Source organism: Vibrio aquimaris (genome assembly GCF_009363415.1).
GTDB classification, from domain to species: domain Bacteria; phylum Pseudomonadota; class Gammaproteobacteria; order Enterobacterales; family Vibrionaceae; genus Vibrio; species Vibrio aquimaris.
Genome location: NZ_CP045351.1, coordinates 833,532 through 851,070, shown reverse-complemented (window position 1 = coordinate 851,070; position 17,539 = coordinate 833,532). Strand labels below are relative to the sequence as shown.

The window sequence follows — 17,539 nt, the reverse complement described above, 5'->3', positions numbered from 1 at the left end:
CTTTGACCTTGGTATCATAAAGCTGATTGAAGAAGAATATTGCTTGCCAGATCTCTAATGTGAAAGTTATTGGTTTATGCTCTCATCATTGTGACATAGTTAAATACTCCTTACCCTTAATTGTTGACACATTAGACACACAACTTTTACTCAGATTTGTTAAAGTTGGAGCAACGATAATGATGCCTTCCCGTTCTTGGGTGGCCGAGTGTTTACCCCTGTTTCTAAAAATTCTATGAAGTTAAATCGATGTACCAATCGTCTGCGCAACTACGATTTTGAACTGACTTTGTTCAAAAGACGAGCTGCAGTCGCTTTTATTGCCATGGTATCTTTATGTTTTGTACTTGTTGCCAATCTATATAAGCTAGAAGTTGACAATTTTTCTTACTACCAAACGAGAGCAAACGACAATAGGATTCAAGTGTTGCCTATTTCGCCTCCTCGAGGCGTAATCTATGACAGAAACGGAAAACCTGTTGCCCAAAACATACCTATTTATGTATTGGAGGTTGTACCGAGTAAAGTTGCGTCTATGAAAGATTCTGCTTATCGCTTGTCGAACTATATCGAGTTCTCACCAGAGCAACGGCAGAAATTAACTCAATTACATCGCTCAAGCCATAAAGTACAGACAATTAAAACCGGTTTAAGTGAAATAGAAATAGCTCAATTCTCTGCCCATCAACATGAATTTCCAGGTTTTAGGGTCAATGCTGAAATGAAACGCTACTATCCCTATGGTGAGTCACTAACCCATATTGTTGGGTACGTAGCGCACATTAATGACCGTGATTTAGAACGCTTAAAAGAAGAGGGGGAGTTGGCTAACTATAGAGCGACAAAAATTATCGGTAAGTTAGGAGTTGAACGGTATTACGAAAATATTTTGCACGGAAAGCAGGGCTACGAAGAAGTTGAGGTAAATAACCGAGGTCGAGTAATAAGAACGCTTAAATATGTTCCTCCAATAGCGGGCAAAGATCTTGTCCTTAATATTGATGTCAATTTGCAACAGCATGTTTATCAACTCTTGGGTGACAGGCAGGGTAGTGCTGTGGTCCTCGATCCTACTGATAATAGTGTTCTGGCTATGGCTTCCAGTCCTAGTTATGATCCCAATCCATTTGTTGATGGGATATCCGGAGTGGAATATCGTAAGTTATTGCAAGACCCCCATCATCCTTTACTCAATCGAGCAACCTTAGGTGTATACCCACCTGCATCCACGGTAAAACCCTTTATCGCGATAGCTGGTTTAAGTGAAAAGGTAGTAAGTCCCGATACTGTCCGAAACGATCATGGTCGCTGGCAGATCCCTGGCTCTAAACGTGGTTCCAAGGCTTGGCGAGATTGGAGGCGCTGGGGCCATGGTGATGTCGATGTGACCTTGGCGATTGAAGAATCGGTGGATTCGTTTTTTTATCAAATGGCGTATGACTTAGGCATAGACAGAATATCGGACTGGATGGGGATGTTTGGTTTTGGTCAGAGAACTGGCATTGATATCTTCGAAGAAACTGCGGCGAATATGCCAACTAGAGAGTGGAAGCAACGCAGGCATCATCAGCCATGGTACAAAGGTGATACGGTTCCAATTGGTATTGGGCAAGGATATTGGACGGCGACACCGCTCCAATTGGCGAAAGCGACTTCTGTGTTGGTTAATCATGGGGCTGTGACCCCTCCACACCTAGTCAAAGCGGTGATTGAACATGGGCAGGAGTTTAATCAAGCTCAGACTGTCGAATACGCAAAAACAAAGGAAATGAATCAAGTTAATGATGCATACTGGGATATTTCTCTCAACGCAATGCGCTTGGTTAATCAAGGATCCAGAGGCTCAGGGCGCCGTTCATTTAGAGGAGCTAAATACTGTAGTGGAGGTAAATCTGGTACCGCACAAGTGTTTGGTTTAAAAAAAGACGAAGTGTATAACTCCAAAGAGTTGAGTAAAAATCTACTCGATCATGGCCTATTTACAGGATTTGCACCATGTGAAAACCCGAAATATGTTGCTACGGTAGTCATTGAACATGGAAATGGTGGTTCTAAGGTGGGGGCACCATTTATTAGAAACGTCTTTGATTATTTGCTGGTAGAAGAGAAAACATAGTAGTTTGAAGTCATTTGATTTTTGAGATCCTCCATATATTAAACTAGATTCATACTATCTGTTCATTTTCTAGAGAATCATCAAATGAAAAACATTCTATCAAATGTTTCAGTAACCAATCGCTTGTTGGCCATATCCATCATTTTTGTTGTCACTGTCGTTATTATCGCGATGGATGTGATTTCGACGCTTGAAAAAAATAAACAAGATGGAACGGTAATCAATGTTGCGGGTCGACAAAGAATGTTGACTAAAAAATTTGCCAGTGAAGTCATGCTTACTTTACAAAAACAAAGCCAAGTTACTGCGCCTCAACTGAACTACGAAAATACCATTAAACTCTATGAAACCTCATTGCGTGCATTAAAATCTGGCGGGCAAACCTTCTCTGATTTGTCGATGCAGTCACCCATTATTCTAAAAGAGAGCTCCGCCGTTGATTTTAAAACAAAACTCAGCGCAGTTGAGCGGCTCTGGTTCAGGCAAAAAACGTTAGCTTTAGATTTGTTGCAGAGCGAAATACGCCCTTCTGATGAGAAAATAGATGCCTTTATGATGGCAAATCACAAAACATTGGCAGCAATGCATCAAGCCGTTCTGAGCTACAACAAATATTCTGATCGAAACATTAGCTCTTTAAAAGCGGATATAGTGTTCATTTCTTTGGTCAGTTTAACACTCACTATGGTACTCCTTTACCTAATCGGCAAAAGCTTGACTCAGCCAATTCACCAGCTGGTGAAGATCACGAGAGAAATCAGCAAAGGTGATTTAAGTGATAACCACTCTTCTGGGTTGGTCAATAAGAGTGAACTTGGCTTTTTGGCGACCAATATTTTTTCTATGAGGCATGCTTTATCCTCAGTGGTTAAAGGCCTAAAAACCAGCGCAGACAGTATTTCATGTTTATCCAATCGGGTTGAGACCTTAGCCCAAGAAGTGGACAGTAGTTATGACGACGAAAAGCGAAAGTATGATGAGATCGCTAAAATCTCCGATGACTTGGTGATGTCATTTGAGCGTGTTTCTCAAGTGGTTGAAAAAACTTTATTGTCGGCGTCTGAAAGTCAAAAGAGTGCTCAGCTTGGCTTGGAGACAATACATAACAATATTAGAGCCGTTGAACTTGCTTCTGCTGAGTCAGAAAAAGTATCGGCTAATGTACAAGAGCTGAGTGTAGTCGCTGAAAAGGTTTATAGCATTATTGATGTCATTCAAGTCATTGCTGAACAAACCAACCTACTTGCTTTGAATGCGGCGATTGAAGCGGCCAGAGCTGGAGAGCAAGGGCGAGGGTTTGCGGTTGTGTCTGACGAAGTACGCATGTTAGCCAGTAAAACAAACCATTCTACAGGTGAAATTAGTCACCTACTTAATGACTTAACTGACAGGGTGAAAGCCTCTGTAGAATCTGTGGCTCAGTTGCAAAAAGAAGTCGAGAACAGTAAGAAGTGCAGTAACTATACTGCTGAAAACATAGACCGAATTTCTAACTCTATCTCACTGACCGTTGGTCAGCAGCATGAAATTGCGGCTTTGATTGATGAGCAGTCAAAAAGTATCCATGAACTTAGAGAAGCACAGGGTTACCTATCTAATTTGTTAAAAAATACCAATAAAAAAATTAAAGATAGCTCATTTATCGCGGTGGATATGAATGATATGGCGAAGGGAATTTCCTCTACATTAGATGATTTTTCTTTATCCGCCAGTAGCCAGTAGTCAGGCTTACTATATGGGCGTGATCTTCTAGATTTCAGTACTATTTGAAAAGAAAAGCGGGTATGAATACCCGCTTTTGGTAATTTTCTTGATGGTAGCCTCAGGAGTTACTTTTGGGTGCACTTTTGTTTACCTCTTTCCAAAATTGAACGCGAATACGGTGCAGTCGGGCTCTTCTCATTTTTTTCATTAAATTTCCTCACTATGAGTATTTTCAGATTATGACAATTGTAAATCAGTTACTTAGTGAACAAATTTAATGTAGTAACCGATAGAAAAGATCGCCAGAATTCCAGGTTTAGTTTGTCCTTAAATACTAAGTTTTATTTAATGAAAGTGAAGTTAAACTCATTTTCATGGAACTGTAATGTAAAGCTCACCTCGCCTGATTGCGTATTCCTTACAGAAGAAACAATAGTTTAACTTTGTTGTCATTTTTGCGGTCTATCCTCTCCCAATATTAAAAAAACACACAAGGAGTCAGCAATGAAAAACCAAGAAGAGCAAGAGTCTCAATTCAGTCAAATGGTAGATGCGAGATTATCTCGTCGGCGTTTTTTAACTGGAACGGCTGCTGTTGGAGCAGGCGCTTTTTTATCCCTTAACCCAATTGCTAAAGTGTTTGCAGATAACAAGAAAAGCGTATTACTGAACTTTGATGCTGTTCCTGCCTCTACAAGCGACACTTTCATTGTCCCCAAAGGTTACAAAGCAACACCTTTGGTTTCCTGGGGGGACCCTCTTTTCGCCGACTCCCCTGCGTTTGATCCAAGTGGAAAGCAAAGGTCTAAAGCACAATTAAAGCAGTTTGGTGACAATAATGATGGTATGAGCTTATTTCCTATCAGCAAAGATAGGGCAGTCATTGCGGTTAATAATGAGTATACCAACTATGAATACTTATTTGATCATGGCGGTCAGTCAATGACGGCTGATGATGTGGTTAAGGCTCAAGCGGCACATGGAGTGACGGTATTTGAGATTACATCATCAGGTGGTAAATGGCAGCTAGACAAAAATGGCACGCGCAACCGCCGAATTACCGCAAATACTGAAATGAGATTAACCGGACCTGCGGCCGGACACCGTTTGATGAAGACTAAAATGGATCCCTCTGGCACTAAGCCGCTTGGAACGTTTGCAAATTGCGCCAACGGACAAACCCCGTGGGGGACTTACCTTACTTGTGAAGAGAACTTTGACGGTTACTTTGGCAGCGTTAAAAAAGTGGAATTATCTGATGATCATAAACGCTATGGCATTTCGGCACAGCAGAGTGAATGGCAGTGGCACAATACCGACGAGCGTTTTGATGTTTCATTGAACCCTAATGAGCCACATCGTTTTGGCTGGATAGTCGAAATCGATCCCCATGATCCGACATCGACTCCTCTAAAGAGAACGGCTCTTGGTCGTTTCAAGCATGAGAATGCAGTAGTCGTGGTCAATGATGATGGTCATGTCGTTGTATATATGGGAGATGATGAGCGTGGAGAGCATCTTTATAAATTTGTGTCCAAGAATAAATATCAGCAAGGCAATAACAAACACAACAGAAATTTATTGGAAGAAGGAACTTTGTATGTTGCTAAGTTCGGTATGGATGATGACGAACTAAAAGGTCATGGACAATGGTTAGAGTTGACCTTTGGGAAAAATGGTTTGGATAAAACCAATGGTTTCGGTGACCAAGCGGAAGTGGTTACATTTGCTCGCCGAGCGGCCACCCATGTCGGAGCAACAACCATGGATCGCCCTGAATGGGTTGCCGTTCACCCTGATAAGAAATTTGTCTTTTGTACCCTGACCAATAATAAACATCGAGGTGTCAAAGAAGGACAGCCTGTCGGAGGACCTAACCCGCGTAAAAAGAACCACTATGGACAGATTGTTCGCTGGGCACCATCAAACGGCGATCATACAGCTAAGACATTTACCTGGGATCTTTATCTCATCGCTGGTAATCCAAGTGTGCATAAAGGTAATTTGTATGCAGGAAGTGACAATATTAACACAGGTAATATGTTCAATAGTCCTGATGGTATCGGTTTTGATAAGGCAGGCCGCTTGTGGATTCAAACTGATGGCGACTATTCGAACAAAGGGGATTTTGCTGGGCAGGGCAATAACCAAATGCTTTGTGGTGACCCTATGACAGGTGAAGTACGTCGCTTTTTAACAGGACCTATAGCGTGTGAAATCACAGGTTTGACCTTCTCTGAAGATTATAAAACCATGTTCGTAGGCGTACAGCATCCGGGAGACAGCGGAGCTCCGTCTCATTTCCCTGCTGGTGGCAACAGTAAACCGAGGTCAACTATCATGGCGATTACCCGTAATGATGGCGGTGTGATTGGGGCGTAATCACGCTCGCGTATTTTGGCAAACCAAGAAAACAAGGAGCAGTGATGCTCCTTTTTTTCTTGGTTGTAAAACAACTAAAAACCTTAGGTTCGCGCTAATCTGAGCGTCCTCGACCAGAAATTTTCCATGTATCCACTACTTGTCCATTTTTGACAACATGCAAATAGTCAAAGTTGTTTAAAGTGGTGTCACAATGGCTAGGGGTTAGCGTTAAAGTTTGACCTATATTGAGTGTTTGGTGTGAGTCGATATGCAGTATGCCATGTTCGTCACCACCACACTGATAGGTGATATCCTGCCTAGTATCGACAGTCGGCATCCCTAGATCGATTGAAAGTGATTTCATTCCAGCGTCAATGACGGCGCGGTTTGGTGTTGGGTGGCTTATCACTGTGCTAAGTACTTTTAGAGCTGGGACAAACTGCCGGTTAGCATCCTGATTTTGCTCGTCTCCGATCTTGGTATATGAAGCATCCATAAACAGATACGATCCAGCTTGTATCTCAGTGTAATGCAAACCTTGATAGGCCTGATAAGTACCAGTACCACCCCCGCTGATAATTTGGGGTGTTAGGTTACGTGGTTTGAGTTCAGTTTCTATGTAGTCAAATAGATCGGTAACGGCTGTTCGTGCTTGTTTTTGTCTTTCTTCGAAACCTTTAATAAGTTGCAAGTGACCACTGTATGCTTGTATGCCCGAGTAATTTACTCCTTGAGTGTCGACGATTTTCTCAATCAGAGCTAATAAGTCTTGACCAACCACGACACCACATCGTTGTTGGCCACTTTCGACCTCGATTAAAAGGTTGACTTCTACTTGCGACTGCTTGGCTAATTTAGCAATACTCTCAACGTGCAAAGGGTGGTCGATAACTTGATATAGCTTTGCTTTAGGGTATTGAGTATGGAGCTTAATTAGACGCTGTACTTTGTTATCCCCTGCAATAGGCGTGGTGATAAGAATGTCTTCAATACCCCCTTCGAGCATGATTTCAGCTTCACCGAGTTTAGAAGTACATATTCCTTTTGCACCGAAATCAATCTGTTTTCGTGCTAGCTGAGGGATTTTATGTGCCTTAGTATGAGGTCTGAGTGTTAAGCCAAGATGATCAATTCTACGTTGCATTTCTGTCAGGTTGTTCTCGACAGTGTCTATGTCAATGAACAAGGCTGGTGTATCAAGGTTTTCTAGTTTCATAGTCTGATATTTCTTATTTTATCGCATTTTGGGGAACATAGGATTTGTTGTTATGGCATGGTTTTGCCTAATATTAAACTATCGCCCTTTATTACCGTTAACATATTAATAACCTTATTTTGTTTTGCGACTCATTTTGAAAGCGAGATTGTGTTAATAATGCCATATTAGCTATCTATTTGAACAGTAATAGCTTTTCCGAAATTATGATGGATTGATTTATGGCACACCGCTTGCGTTATTGAGACTATTCATGCATTTTGAATCACAGGAGGCGGTTATGGCTCATTCCCTTAATTCTCAGGCTGGCCACCGTAGTGTCAACATCTTTAGCCTACGTATGTTTGCTGACAACAGGTCACATCACCCTGAAGCAGAGAAATATGACGCAAAGCATGATGATCATGATCGTTCCCAAAGTAACGGCTTTCCATTGCTGGTTGATTCAGGCGTGTTTGAGCTTCCGGACCAAGTCTGTCCTTATACCAAGTTTGATACGGACAGTGTGATTGCAGAGAAAGATACATTAGGCTCTCTGACCGTAGATTGTCATGGCCGCTGGTGCTACTCAGTGTATAACATCAAGATGCAATTTCTAAAACCTGGTGAGAAGAAAATGGAGCAGTTTTCTGTTTGCACCGAGCAAGGCCAGCAATTCACAGTTTTTTTGACTCTGATTGGGAGTCAAGGCGGCGCTATGGTTGATAAAGTAACAACGGAAACCTCTGCGTTCTCGCTTTGAGATCTGATTAGGCGGCATTGAGTTGTGCCGCCAACTCACGGCCACTTCCACGAAACTTGTCTATTGTCGCTGCAAAGTCAGCAGGTATTTGTAGAAGCCTAGAATCTGGATGTTCATTGATGTATCTCATTTTAGACTCATCGGTTATGAGTTCATCCCAATCTCTATTTATAGTGCGCGCCAAGTGAATGGTTGTGGCCATTTGAGGAGATAATTCAGCGTCTCTTGGTTCATGGAAGTTTGCGATAGCATCTACCATAGGCGCAGGGAAGTGCCATGATTTAGCTAATTTCGCACCTAATGCTGGGGCGCTGATATTTAGCAATTCTTCTTGGACAGATATGGCGTCTTCTCCATTTTGTGCTCGGGTTGCTATTTGTACAGCGGCCTCAGGTACTAATGTGTGAATCATGAGCTCGCCGATATTATGCAGGATGCCCGTAGTAAAAACTTCGTGAGGGTCCGCTTTCATTTGCTCAGCAATTTTACTCGCGATGACAGACACTTCAAAAGTATCTATCCAGTATTGGTTGAGATCTAATGTTTCCACTTTAGGAAAGGCACTCGATAGTACAGAGGCAACGACTAATGTTCTTATCGGTCCTGTTCCCACACGTAATAGTGCTTGATGAACGGAAGAGACGGGCGTATTCCCACCAAAGTGTGCAGAGTTAGCCATACGCAAAAGCCTTGCGCTAAGCACCTGATCAGTTGATATTTTTTTTGAGAGTTGCTCGAAATCCACTTCATCTTCATTCACCATGTTAAGCAAATCTTGAAGTACTTTTTGAATGCGAGGCAGTTCGTTGATCCGAGATAAAAGAGCTTCTTGCGCCATGTATAAAACCTCTGAGCCTATGAGAGCCATTACTATAGGATAGCATGTTGGTGTGATGCCTGAAGCGTACGTTGGCACAATAAAGTTTGGGGTGTTAGAGAACTCGATTTCTTGCTAGCATTGGATTTAAATAGTCGGGGAGCTTATATGGACTGGTGCATTATAAGCTGAGATCGCATTGCGGGACCCGTCGAACCTGATTCAGTTAATACTGGCGTAGGGAACTATTTGCACGGGTGCGTAAGCGGCACCTGTTCTCACTTTGCTCGCTTATATTGTGTTGAGTGGCAGTGATTGGCAAAGCGTTTCTTTACTTCCAGTACAAGGAGCTATTATGCCAAACCAAGACCTCATCCCTCCAGTCGTATTAACCATTGCGGGTTCTGATAGTAGTGGAGGCGCTGGTATTCAGGCTGATATTAAAGCCATTTCCGCAACTGGTAGTTATGCTTGTTCTGTTATTACGGCGATTACTGCTCAAAATACACTTGGTGTTTCTGCTATTCATCCGACACCACTTCAGCTCATTGAACGTCAGCTAGATGCGGTATTTAGTGATCTTGATGTTGCCGCTGTTAAAGTAGGAATGCTTGTGGACTCAAGCGTAATCAAGTTAGTTGTGGATAAACTTAAGCAACATCAACCCCAATACTTAGTCGTTGATCCTGTGATGGTTTCGACCAGCGGACAATTACTTACAGAAGATTCTTCAATTAGTACATTAAGAGAGGAATTGCTGCCGATGGCCGATTTAGTTACCCCTAACTTGCCAGAGGGAGCAGTGCTTATTGGAAAAGGTGAGCCTAAGGATACACACCAGGTAGAGAGTATGATCGAGCCATTGCGCCAACTTGAGTGTGAGGCTGTGCTTTTAAAAGGCGGACATATGGAATCTTCACCAAATAGTTCCGATTTACTGATCCTACCTAATCGTACGGAGTGGTTGCATTCGCGACGTCATTCAACCCGAAATACACATGGTACAGGGTGTACACTATCTTCTGCTATTGCGTCTTATTTGGCTCAGGGTTATCGATTACATAAAGCTATATATTTGGCAAAACAGTATATCACGCAAGCCATTGCTCATGCCGAATTGCTTAATGTTGGGCAGGGAAGAGGGCCTGTTCATCACTTTTTTGATGGTCATACCAATGTTCGTTGATATGCGGTTACCCTTAGTGTTCATCTAGGAACTGGCTCAGCAGCAACAGGCTATTGGTTCTAAGTTATTGAGTAATATAATGCTACTGTGTGATGGCTTTAACATGTTAGCGCGAACTTTCACTGATTTGACATTGATCTGATAAATTGTCCCTAGTGCATCGATTAATATTTTGCCTCTTCAAGATTTCGATGCGGAGTATAGGTGGTGAAGCATTCTTTATCTAGCAATCAATATTATGTGACACTTCTGATCTTATTTTTTCTTGGAATAATGGCGCTAAGTGTCTTTGTTAATGATATTGATTTACTCAGCTCTGTGTCAGTCCCTGTAGGTTTTAGCGCAACTGTCCTAACGTTTTCTGCGGGCCCCAAAGGGTTTGTTATTTCACTTATCGTTATGTTAGCTATTTCTTGGAAACTCATTCCAACACGTTCCGAGCGGGTAAAAAAAATAGTGCACCTAGGGTTGATACTTGTTCTAGGCTTTGGTTGTAAGTCGGCCCTTAAACAGCTGACTGAAATTCCTAGGCCATACACTGAAGTTTTGACTCAAAATCTTTTGATCCCCCAGCCTTCACATTTCTATAACCTGAGCTCGTTGCAGAAAAATGAGGTGATAGCAGAGATGGGGGGGATAGTGAGTGGTTGGAGAACGTCTCAATGGCAGGGAGAGAGAGACTACTCATTTCCATCAGGACACACTATTTTCGCTGCTGTTTGTTTGGCATTTTTTGGTAATATATTTCTCCGAAATGGTCGTTACTTGCTCACTCTGGCAATAAGTGCTTGGGCCATGGGAGTTGCATACAGTCGATTATGGTTTGGAATGCACAGGCCGATAGATCTTTTAGGCTCTGTGGTTTTTGTTTTGTTGATCTACCTGTTTGCTGACAAGTTGGAACGCTTGAGTGATAAAATTCTGAGCTGGTGCCTTAAAGCGAAATTGGGATAGAGGTCTGGGAGAAAGAAACTGTCAGGAAAAATACAACGCTTCCCAACAGTTACACTTTACGTTATAGATCTCGCATTAGTGTCTCGTACTCTTCATTAGCTTTCGATATGAGGAGGTACAGCTCTATCGCGTCCTTGTCATCAAGATCGAGTTGCCACTGGTTTTGTGCTTCCTTGCCTTTTAAGCGTGTCTTGCCTGCTAGTTTTTCAAAGCTTACGTTGCAAAGCTCTGTTTGGTGATGTTCTTTGTTCTCAATAATATCAACATCTAGTAGCCCAGTCGGGTTTACCTCTATATGTGCATGAAAGTGATTTTTATCTTGTAGTTCGTAGTCTCTGAATGTTGAAATCATCGTTAATTCCCCCTAGCAATTTATTGATGAGTTTTTCAATTGTAGGACAGTGTTTCGTGTGTGGTCACAAATAATCTCGAAGCTTGATCTTGGTTAAACAGGTGTTCAAAATTCCGTCACGGATTTCAGTCTTTTTTCGATTGCATTGATCGCATGAACGACAGGTGCGGTTACCGATACTTTCCCTTGCGGTTGATGTTGGAGTTGGTGTATGTCCTCCCATGCTCGCGACATCACATCATTTAATAGTAGGCTGCGGTAAACCCCATCTAATCATTTTAATGTCGCGCAGTTTTGAACCGGATGCGAGCACCTGTTGGAGTTATGAATTCCTTACTGTATTCTCATAATCTATATTAATGACAATTAACATTGATTTTTTTTGCTTTTATAACGAAATATCATTGTAGTTTTATAAAAATTTGGGGGAAATATTAGTGAAAAATCTACTATTAATTATGATATATAGTGTGACTTTTGTTCCTTTCTATGCAAAGGCAGAATCCCTTAAAATAGGTTATGGGCAAAAGAGGCCTCCATTCGTTAATAATTCATGTAGTGATGGAGTCGAGATACGCTTAGCTAGAGAACTCTTTTCTCGCGCAGGCTTCCAAGATATGAGTGAAAGATGCATGAACAACAAGAGGTTAATAGTGGCTTACCAAAATAACAGTGTTGATGCAGCTATTACTGTTCCAAAAACCAATAACCCTAGTTTATATTACACATCGGTGTTTAGTGGTTACCAGAACATCGCAATTTCGATGTCAAAAGATAACCTTACTATTAACTCTGTCTCTGACCTGTTGGATAAAAGTGTGGCTGCTTGGCACAACGCAGGAAATGTTTTAGGGCTTCAATCTCTTATGTCAGATAACAGAAAATATAAGGAATACTCTCGTTCGATAAGGCAGGTACTATTATTTTTACATGGTAGAGTACAAGTTATCATTATCGATAAGTCTATATTCAGATACCTAACCAAAAAAGCAATCAAAGATAATGACGACTTATCAAATGTAGACTTTCAATTTACTTATCATCCTATTTTTCCAGGAACATCGGATTATTATATAGGTTTCACTAATAAATCTTATAGGGACAGGGCTGAGGCGGCGTTAAAAAGTATGCGTAACGATGGCTCATATAAAAAAATTGTCGATAATTTTTTGAATTAACAGTAACTTAAATTACCTGATAAGTTGATAAACTAGCTTTGGATAGATTCTCCCGACGTGAAGGTTTTGCGATTCCTAAATAACTTCCTTATTGACTAGGAGTGGTCGCACGGAAAACTACCATGCTACTGCCAGCAAACGTGTGGTATATTCAATGATTTCAGTGTTGCGAACAAGAGAGCTAGATTATATCCGAGATTCCGCAGTCAATTTAGGAATAAACCGCTTCATACAGTACACCAAGAAGCTTAAGCAGCCGCCGTTGTGAAGCTTTGACCGCCAAATTCGAGTGTGTCGATACCTTCGAATTTTAAGAATACCCAACGTGCTGTCGGTTTAGTTGTCGTCTTGTTCTTTACCATGTTAGGAAAGAATTCCTCGGTCGTAGTGAGACTCTCTCGGATTTTGTGCTCTAAGCTTGCGTAAACGAGTAGACTAAGCGTCATGATCATCAGTAGTGCCTCGATTCGCTGAGGTTTCTTCAGGAAAATTGATGATGTTAAGAACTCAGGGCTTTTCAAAAAGCGAAATCCGCGCTCAACCTTTTGCTGAGACTTGTAATGCTCAAGCAATGCAGCCATTGTGAGATCGACGCCGTCAGTATCGTTAGTGGCGAGAATAAACACCCCCACTTTAAGCTTGGCCAGTTTTACTTTTTCTAGATCGGTATAAGGCGTAGCATCTATCAAATAGTGGTATCCCGTTGGCTTTTCGTCTTTCTTCGGCCGACCACGACCTGAATAGATTGGCTCTTTAACGATGGTTGATTGTGCAAAGCCAAGCAGATGACACTGGCTGGCGAAGTCGCCCATTGCTTTCTCGGCATCCACTGCGCAAGCAAACTTCTTTTTCATTAGTTGGCTCAGCGCTCTCTTCTCTTTGATGATATTTTTGTCTAAGTTCTTATAGAACGTTACTTTTTCTCGCTTGGTTGCTTATTCACTATGAATCAACAGCCACTTCTGAGATACCGAGCCATAATCAGCGTCAACCCAGCAACCCGAGTAGCCATTGCCGATAGGGCTCAACTGCTCTGACTCAAGATTCATTAAGGCTTCTTTGGCTGACTTAATGGTCATTGGAACACGCGTAATAAACTTCTGTTGTTGCTCATCCAGTGAACGAATGCTTTCTTCGGTGTATAGAGCGGCATCGGCGGTGAAGTAGCGACTGTTTTGAGCTGCCTTTAGGCAATGAATATGTCGTTTAGTGACCTCTGAGAATGCCTTAGCATCGTTGGTGTTGCCACTAAGCGCTTGCATGTAAACAGGTAGGCCTGCTTGGTTTTCACAAATCAGCTCAAGGACCACTTGATTTAGCTCTGGACGGTGGTATCGGCTGTAGCCTTTTACCAGTTTAATGGCATTAAGATCTTCGTCTTGGGCGTATTCACCATCGACATGGAAGCTAGTGATATCAAGGTGGACAGAGTCTGTTTTAAGTCCTAGCTTATCAACGACATGCTCTGCAATCGCTTGATAAAGTGCGGAGACATCTGCTTCATATAAAGCATCTAAAGTACGTCCGAGTACATCGTCAGTTAAATGGTGTGCTTCAATGTCTTTAGCGAACAACTTGGCAACAGGCTTTGTCTCGAAGAAGTCAGAGAACATATGCAGCGTTCTACTGTGAAAGCCAAGGCCATTGAGAATCATCGCCAAGACTGCATCGCCATGTGAAACGTTGTGATCCGAGTACTTAGGAATGATGCGATCAATAATGCTAGGTAAACCAATTTCATGACAGAAAGCAGCGATGAGCCCTAAGTGGTCTAGGCGTTTAATGACAGGTTGAGCTGCAGACATAATAAAGTGACCGTTAAATAACAGTAATAGATCAAAACTGGGGATCGCGGTCAAGAGGTCTGCGGCACTAATATTTGTAAACGTTCACTGGTTCACATTGTGTTAATTCTGAAATTGGCTGCGGAATGAAGGATAAAGCCCTGTAAATAACTAATAGGGCTTTAAACATTGCGTCAACACAAACTGAAGCTAGTAGCAATGGAATGCCAATGCCCAACATTGAGCTATAGTTTAGCGTTGGGGGACCATTCTTATAGGCTGATCCCAGTACCCCTGAGATCAGCCTATAAGAATGGTCAAAAGCCTCTCAGCTAAGCAAGGCTACACACTAACAGTCTAAAAATTATGAAAAAGAGGTCATAGACAACCATGAGATGAAGGTAATATGGCCGAGGTTAGTCTTCTGTCGCTTCATGGATCGCTTGCTTGGTGTCTTCCCATACTTTAGATGAGTCATCTTTTACTCCTTGCCACGTATTGGAGCAGCCAGCAATTAGTAATATCAGAGCGATAAATGCAATTCTCATGTTTTGTCCTCAGTTAGATTGATTGTTGTTAACTGTATCAAAAATAATGTGGCTAAACAGGTTTTTGCTCTTGCTTTGTGCTCCAGTGTGAGTCATATGCATCAAGAAAGTGAATAATCTAGCTGTGTTAACTGAAATCGGTTTATACTTCGACTGTTGTAGAAATGCTTGTGTTTAGGAGCAATGAATGAAACTTGAGGAAGTGGCAAAGGCGCTTAAAGAGCTTGGACACCCTACTCGCTTATCGATTTATAAATGTGTTGTCAAAGCGGGTAAGAAAGGCGTATCTGTCGGTACTATCCAAGATATGCTAGAAATTCCCGGCTCGACTCTTTCTCATCATATTTCGAGCCTAGCCTCGGCAAAGTTGATTACCCAGCGACGAGAGGGGCGAATACTCTATTGTGTGGCCGAGTACCAAAATCTCTCTGAGGTAATTTGTTTTCTTCAGGCTGAATGCTGCATCAATGAATCTTGTTAACAACCCCCGTTCATATAGGAGAAATGCATGATTTCAGCTTTTTATGCTTCGATATTAGCTGGATTAATGATCTGGCTTTCGTTTCAAGTTATCAAACAGCGTCGTAGCGCTAAAGTCGCTTATGCAGATGGTGGTGTCAGTGCGCTGCAAGTGGCTCGGAGCGCGCACGGTAATGCAGTTGATTACATTCCAATCACTTTAATTTTATTAATTTTGGTTGAGTATAATGGTGCTAGTTCGTGGATGATTCATGCCATCGGTATTTTGTTTTTTGTGGGCCGGATAATACACGCTAGGGCTATTTTGGCAGAACATTTAAAAGGTCGAATTCAAGGTATGAAACTTACTTTTCTGTCTATGGTGCTACTGATGGTGCTCAATATGGTGTACTTGCCATACAGTCAGTTATGGTAGAGGTGCTGAGCGAACGCAGTTTGTAGTTTGCTTTGGTTTTTCTAAACCTCCCATTATTGTTCTTTACTGGTTTTATGTTTTGAGACAGTTAACGTTTTTATAACAAAAAAACTCTTTTCCTCACTTTATATGGGATCATTTGGTGTACTGCCTGATCCTGATGAGGAAATATTATAAATGAATCGAAACGATGACGTCCCTTTGCCTACCAATACCAGTGAGTGGTTGTTTAATCGTAACAGCCTTATTGTTCTTGCTAATGTTGCCTTGTTTATCACTCTATACTTCACTTTACCTTTTGAGCCTCAAGTCGTATTAGGCCTGAGTATGCTCACGTTTATTGGTATTCTTTGGTTAACCGAAGCGCTACATGTCACTGTTACCGCAATTCTCGTTCCAATTTTGGCTGTCTTATTTGGTATTTTTGATACCCAGACTGCACTAAATAATTTCTCAAATTCGATTATCTTTTTGTTTCTAGGGGGCTTTGCACTTGCAGCGGCAATGCATCGCCAGGGATTAGATAAGGTCATTGCAGATAAAGTGTTAGTCATCGCTAGGGGTAAGCTGAGCACAGCTGTTTTTATGCTTTTTGGGGTTACGGCAGGGCTGTCTATGTGGATCAGTAACACAGCGACAACGGCCATGATGTTGCCGCTAGTTTTAGGCGTGCTGAGTAAGGTGAATTCTCAAAGCGGTCATAAAACCTATGTGTTTGTTTTGTTGGGTACGGCGTATAGCGCGAGTATTGGCGGAATTGCGACTGTTGTAGGTAGCCCACCAAACGCCATAGCAGCGGCAGAAGTCGGTCTGAGTTTTACCGATTGGATGAGTTTTGGTTTACCAACTTCGTTGTTACTTTTACCGATTGCTATCGCAGTATTGTTTTATGTATTAAAGCCTAATTTGTCAGGTGAGTTCGAATTGGACCATGCGCCTGTCGAGTGGGATAAAGGAAAGGTGGTCACCTTGGCAATTTTCGCATTGACAGTGTGTCTATGGATTTTTAGTAAGCCAATTAACGCTATGGTGGGTGGTTATGCTAAGTTCGATACTATTGTGGCTTTAGGTGCGGTTATTGCGGTTAACTTTGCTCGTGTTGTCCATTGGAAAGATATCGAGAGAACAGCGGATTGGGGGGTATTACTACTGTTTGGTGGTGGTATTTGCTTGAGTAACGTGCTCAAAGCTACCGGAACCAGTGTTTTTCTTGCCAATGAACTGAGCGAGCTGATTTCACAGATGGGTATTGTTGTTGTTGTCGCTATCATTGCAGCTTTTGTCGTGTTTCTTACTGAATTTGCGAGTAATACTGCTAGTGCTGCTTTGCTTATCCCAATTTTTGCCAGTGTTGCTGAAGCGTTCGGGTTATCACCGATTGTACTATCCGTATTGATAGCGGTTGCGGCTTCTTGTGCATTTATGCTTCCAGTGGCGACACCACCTAATGCAATTGTGTTTGGCTCTGGTCATATCAAACAGAGTGAGATGATGCGGGTTGGTTTTATTCTTAATCTGGTTTGTGTACTTCTACTTACACTGATAGCAACCATTTTATGGGTCTGATACACAGAATCATTTTTCCATCCTGATCGGATTTCTTAGTGTCATAGTATGAAGTTGGTTCTGTCGCAAACTTTAGAGTTACCCGTTTTGATAAAGGTGCTGAATCTTAAATCAAAA

General features: G+C 41.9%; 14 protein-coding genes, 1 pseudogene and 1 riboswitch. Of the genes and pseudogenes, 10 read left to right on the top strand and 5 right to left on the bottom strand.

Translation table 11 applies throughout. The features are described 5' to 3' along the window. Positions 1-235: 235 nt before the first annotated feature. From mrdA to FIV01_RS18175, 3 genes are all read left to right on the top strand, one after another. Complete coding sequence (gene mrdA, locus FIV01_RS18185; protein WP_152432370.1) at positions 236-2,116, top strand: penicillin-binding protein 2; 1,881 nt, start codon at positions 236-238, stop codon at positions 2,114-2,116. An 84-nt stretch (positions 2,117-2,200) separates the two neighbouring features. Beyond that, a complete protein-coding gene (locus FIV01_RS18180) occupies positions 2,201-3,838 on the top strand; it encodes a methyl-accepting chemotaxis protein (protein ID WP_152432369.1) in 1,638 nt (545 codons plus the stop codon). 486 nt (positions 3,839-4,324) lie between these two features. Continuing rightward, complete coding sequence (locus tag FIV01_RS18175; RefSeq protein ID WP_152432368.1) at positions 4,325-6,202, top strand: PhoX family protein; 1,878 nt, start codon at positions 4,325-4,327, stop codon at positions 6,200-6,202. 94 nt (positions 6,203-6,296) lie between these two features. Here the strand turns inward: FIV01_RS18175 and FIV01_RS18170 are convergent, their stop codons facing one another. After that, positions 6,297-7,400, bottom strand: a complete 1,104-nt coding sequence (locus FIV01_RS18170) for a DSD1 family PLP-dependent enzyme (RefSeq protein ID WP_152432367.1) — start codon at positions 7,398-7,400, stop codon at positions 6,297-6,299. 280 nt (positions 7,401-7,680) lie between these two features. On the opposite strand from FIV01_RS18170, the gene FIV01_RS18165 reads away from it, so the two are divergent. Further along, a complete protein-coding gene (locus FIV01_RS18165; RefSeq protein ID WP_172971873.1) occupies positions 7,681-8,142 on the top strand; it encodes a VCBS domain-containing protein in 462 nt (153 codons plus the stop codon). A 7-nt stretch (positions 8,143-8,149) separates the two neighbouring features. Here the strand turns inward: FIV01_RS18165 and FIV01_RS18160 are convergent, their stop codons facing one another. Beyond that, positions 8,150-8,980 (bottom strand): HDOD domain-containing protein, encoded by an 831-nt coding sequence (locus FIV01_RS18160; protein ID WP_152432365.1) that lies wholly within the window; start codon positions 8,978-8,980, stop codon positions 8,150-8,152. 125 nt (positions 8,981-9,105) lie between these two features. Next, positions 9,106-9,220, top strand: a riboswitch (TPP riboswitch). A gap of 94 nt (positions 9,221-9,314) precedes the next feature. Here FIV01_RS18160 and thiD point away from each other — a divergent pair. Both thiD and FIV01_RS18150 read left to right on the top strand, forming a co-directional pair. Then, positions 9,315-10,145 carry a bifunctional hydroxymethylpyrimidine kinase/phosphomethylpyrimidine kinase gene (gene thiD, locus FIV01_RS18155; protein ID WP_152432364.1) on the top strand — a complete coding sequence of 277 codons (831 nt, stop codon included), beginning with the start codon at positions 9,315-9,317 and terminating at the stop codon, positions 10,143-10,145. Between the two features lie 207 nt (positions 10,146-10,352). Then, positions 10,353-11,099: a phosphatase PAP2 family protein gene (locus FIV01_RS18150; RefSeq protein WP_152432363.1), complete on the top strand. Its 747-nt coding sequence runs from the start codon at positions 10,353-10,355 to the stop codon at positions 11,097-11,099. Positions 11,100-11,160: 61 nt separating this feature from the next. On the opposite strand, the gene FIV01_RS18145 is transcribed toward FIV01_RS18150, so the two are convergent. Next, complete coding sequence (locus FIV01_RS18145) at positions 11,161-11,451, bottom strand: hypothetical protein (RefSeq protein WP_152432362.1); 291 nt, start codon at positions 11,449-11,451, stop codon at positions 11,161-11,163. A gap of 437 nt (positions 11,452-11,888) precedes the next feature. Here FIV01_RS18145 and FIV01_RS18140 point away from each other — a divergent pair, with 437 nt between their 5' ends. Then, positions 11,889-12,629, top strand: a complete 741-nt coding sequence (locus tag FIV01_RS18140; protein ID WP_152432361.1) for a substrate-binding periplasmic protein — start codon at positions 11,889-11,891, stop codon at positions 12,627-12,629. A 211-nt stretch (positions 12,630-12,840) separates the two neighbouring features. Here the strand turns inward: FIV01_RS18140 and FIV01_RS18135 are convergent. Both FIV01_RS18135 and FIV01_RS18130 read right to left on the bottom strand, forming a co-directional pair. Next, positions 12,841-14,434 (bottom strand): annotated as a pseudogene (locus FIV01_RS18135) (IS1634 family transposase). 395 nt (positions 14,435-14,829) lie between these two features. After that, positions 14,830-14,961, bottom strand: coding sequence for an entericidin EcnAB (locus FIV01_RS18130; RefSeq protein WP_114785310.1), 132 nt, complete (start codon positions 14,959-14,961; stop codon positions 14,830-14,832). Positions 14,962-15,148: 187 nt separating this feature from the next. Between FIV01_RS18130 and FIV01_RS18125 the strand changes: the two genes are divergently transcribed. The 3 genes from FIV01_RS18125 to FIV01_RS18115 all read left to right on the top strand — a co-directional run bounded on the left by FIV01_RS18125 (position 15,149) and on the right by FIV01_RS18115 (position 17,422). Then, on the top strand, positions 15,149-15,442 hold the full coding sequence (locus FIV01_RS18125; RefSeq protein ID WP_114785311.1) for an ArsR/SmtB family transcription factor: 294 nt from the start codon (positions 15,149-15,151) through the stop codon (positions 15,440-15,442). 27 nt (positions 15,443-15,469) lie between these two features. After that, the gene (locus FIV01_RS18120; RefSeq protein WP_152432360.1) at positions 15,470-15,856 is read left to right on the top strand and encodes an MAPEG family protein; all 387 of its coding nucleotides are present in this window, start codon (positions 15,470-15,472) and stop codon (positions 15,854-15,856) included. A gap of 177 nt (positions 15,857-16,033) precedes the next feature. Continuing rightward, entirely contained in the window at positions 16,034-17,422 is a 1,389-nt protein-coding gene (locus FIV01_RS18115) for an SLC13 family permease (protein WP_152432359.1), read from the top strand. The last annotated feature ends 117 nt before the right edge of the window (positions 17,423-17,539 follow it).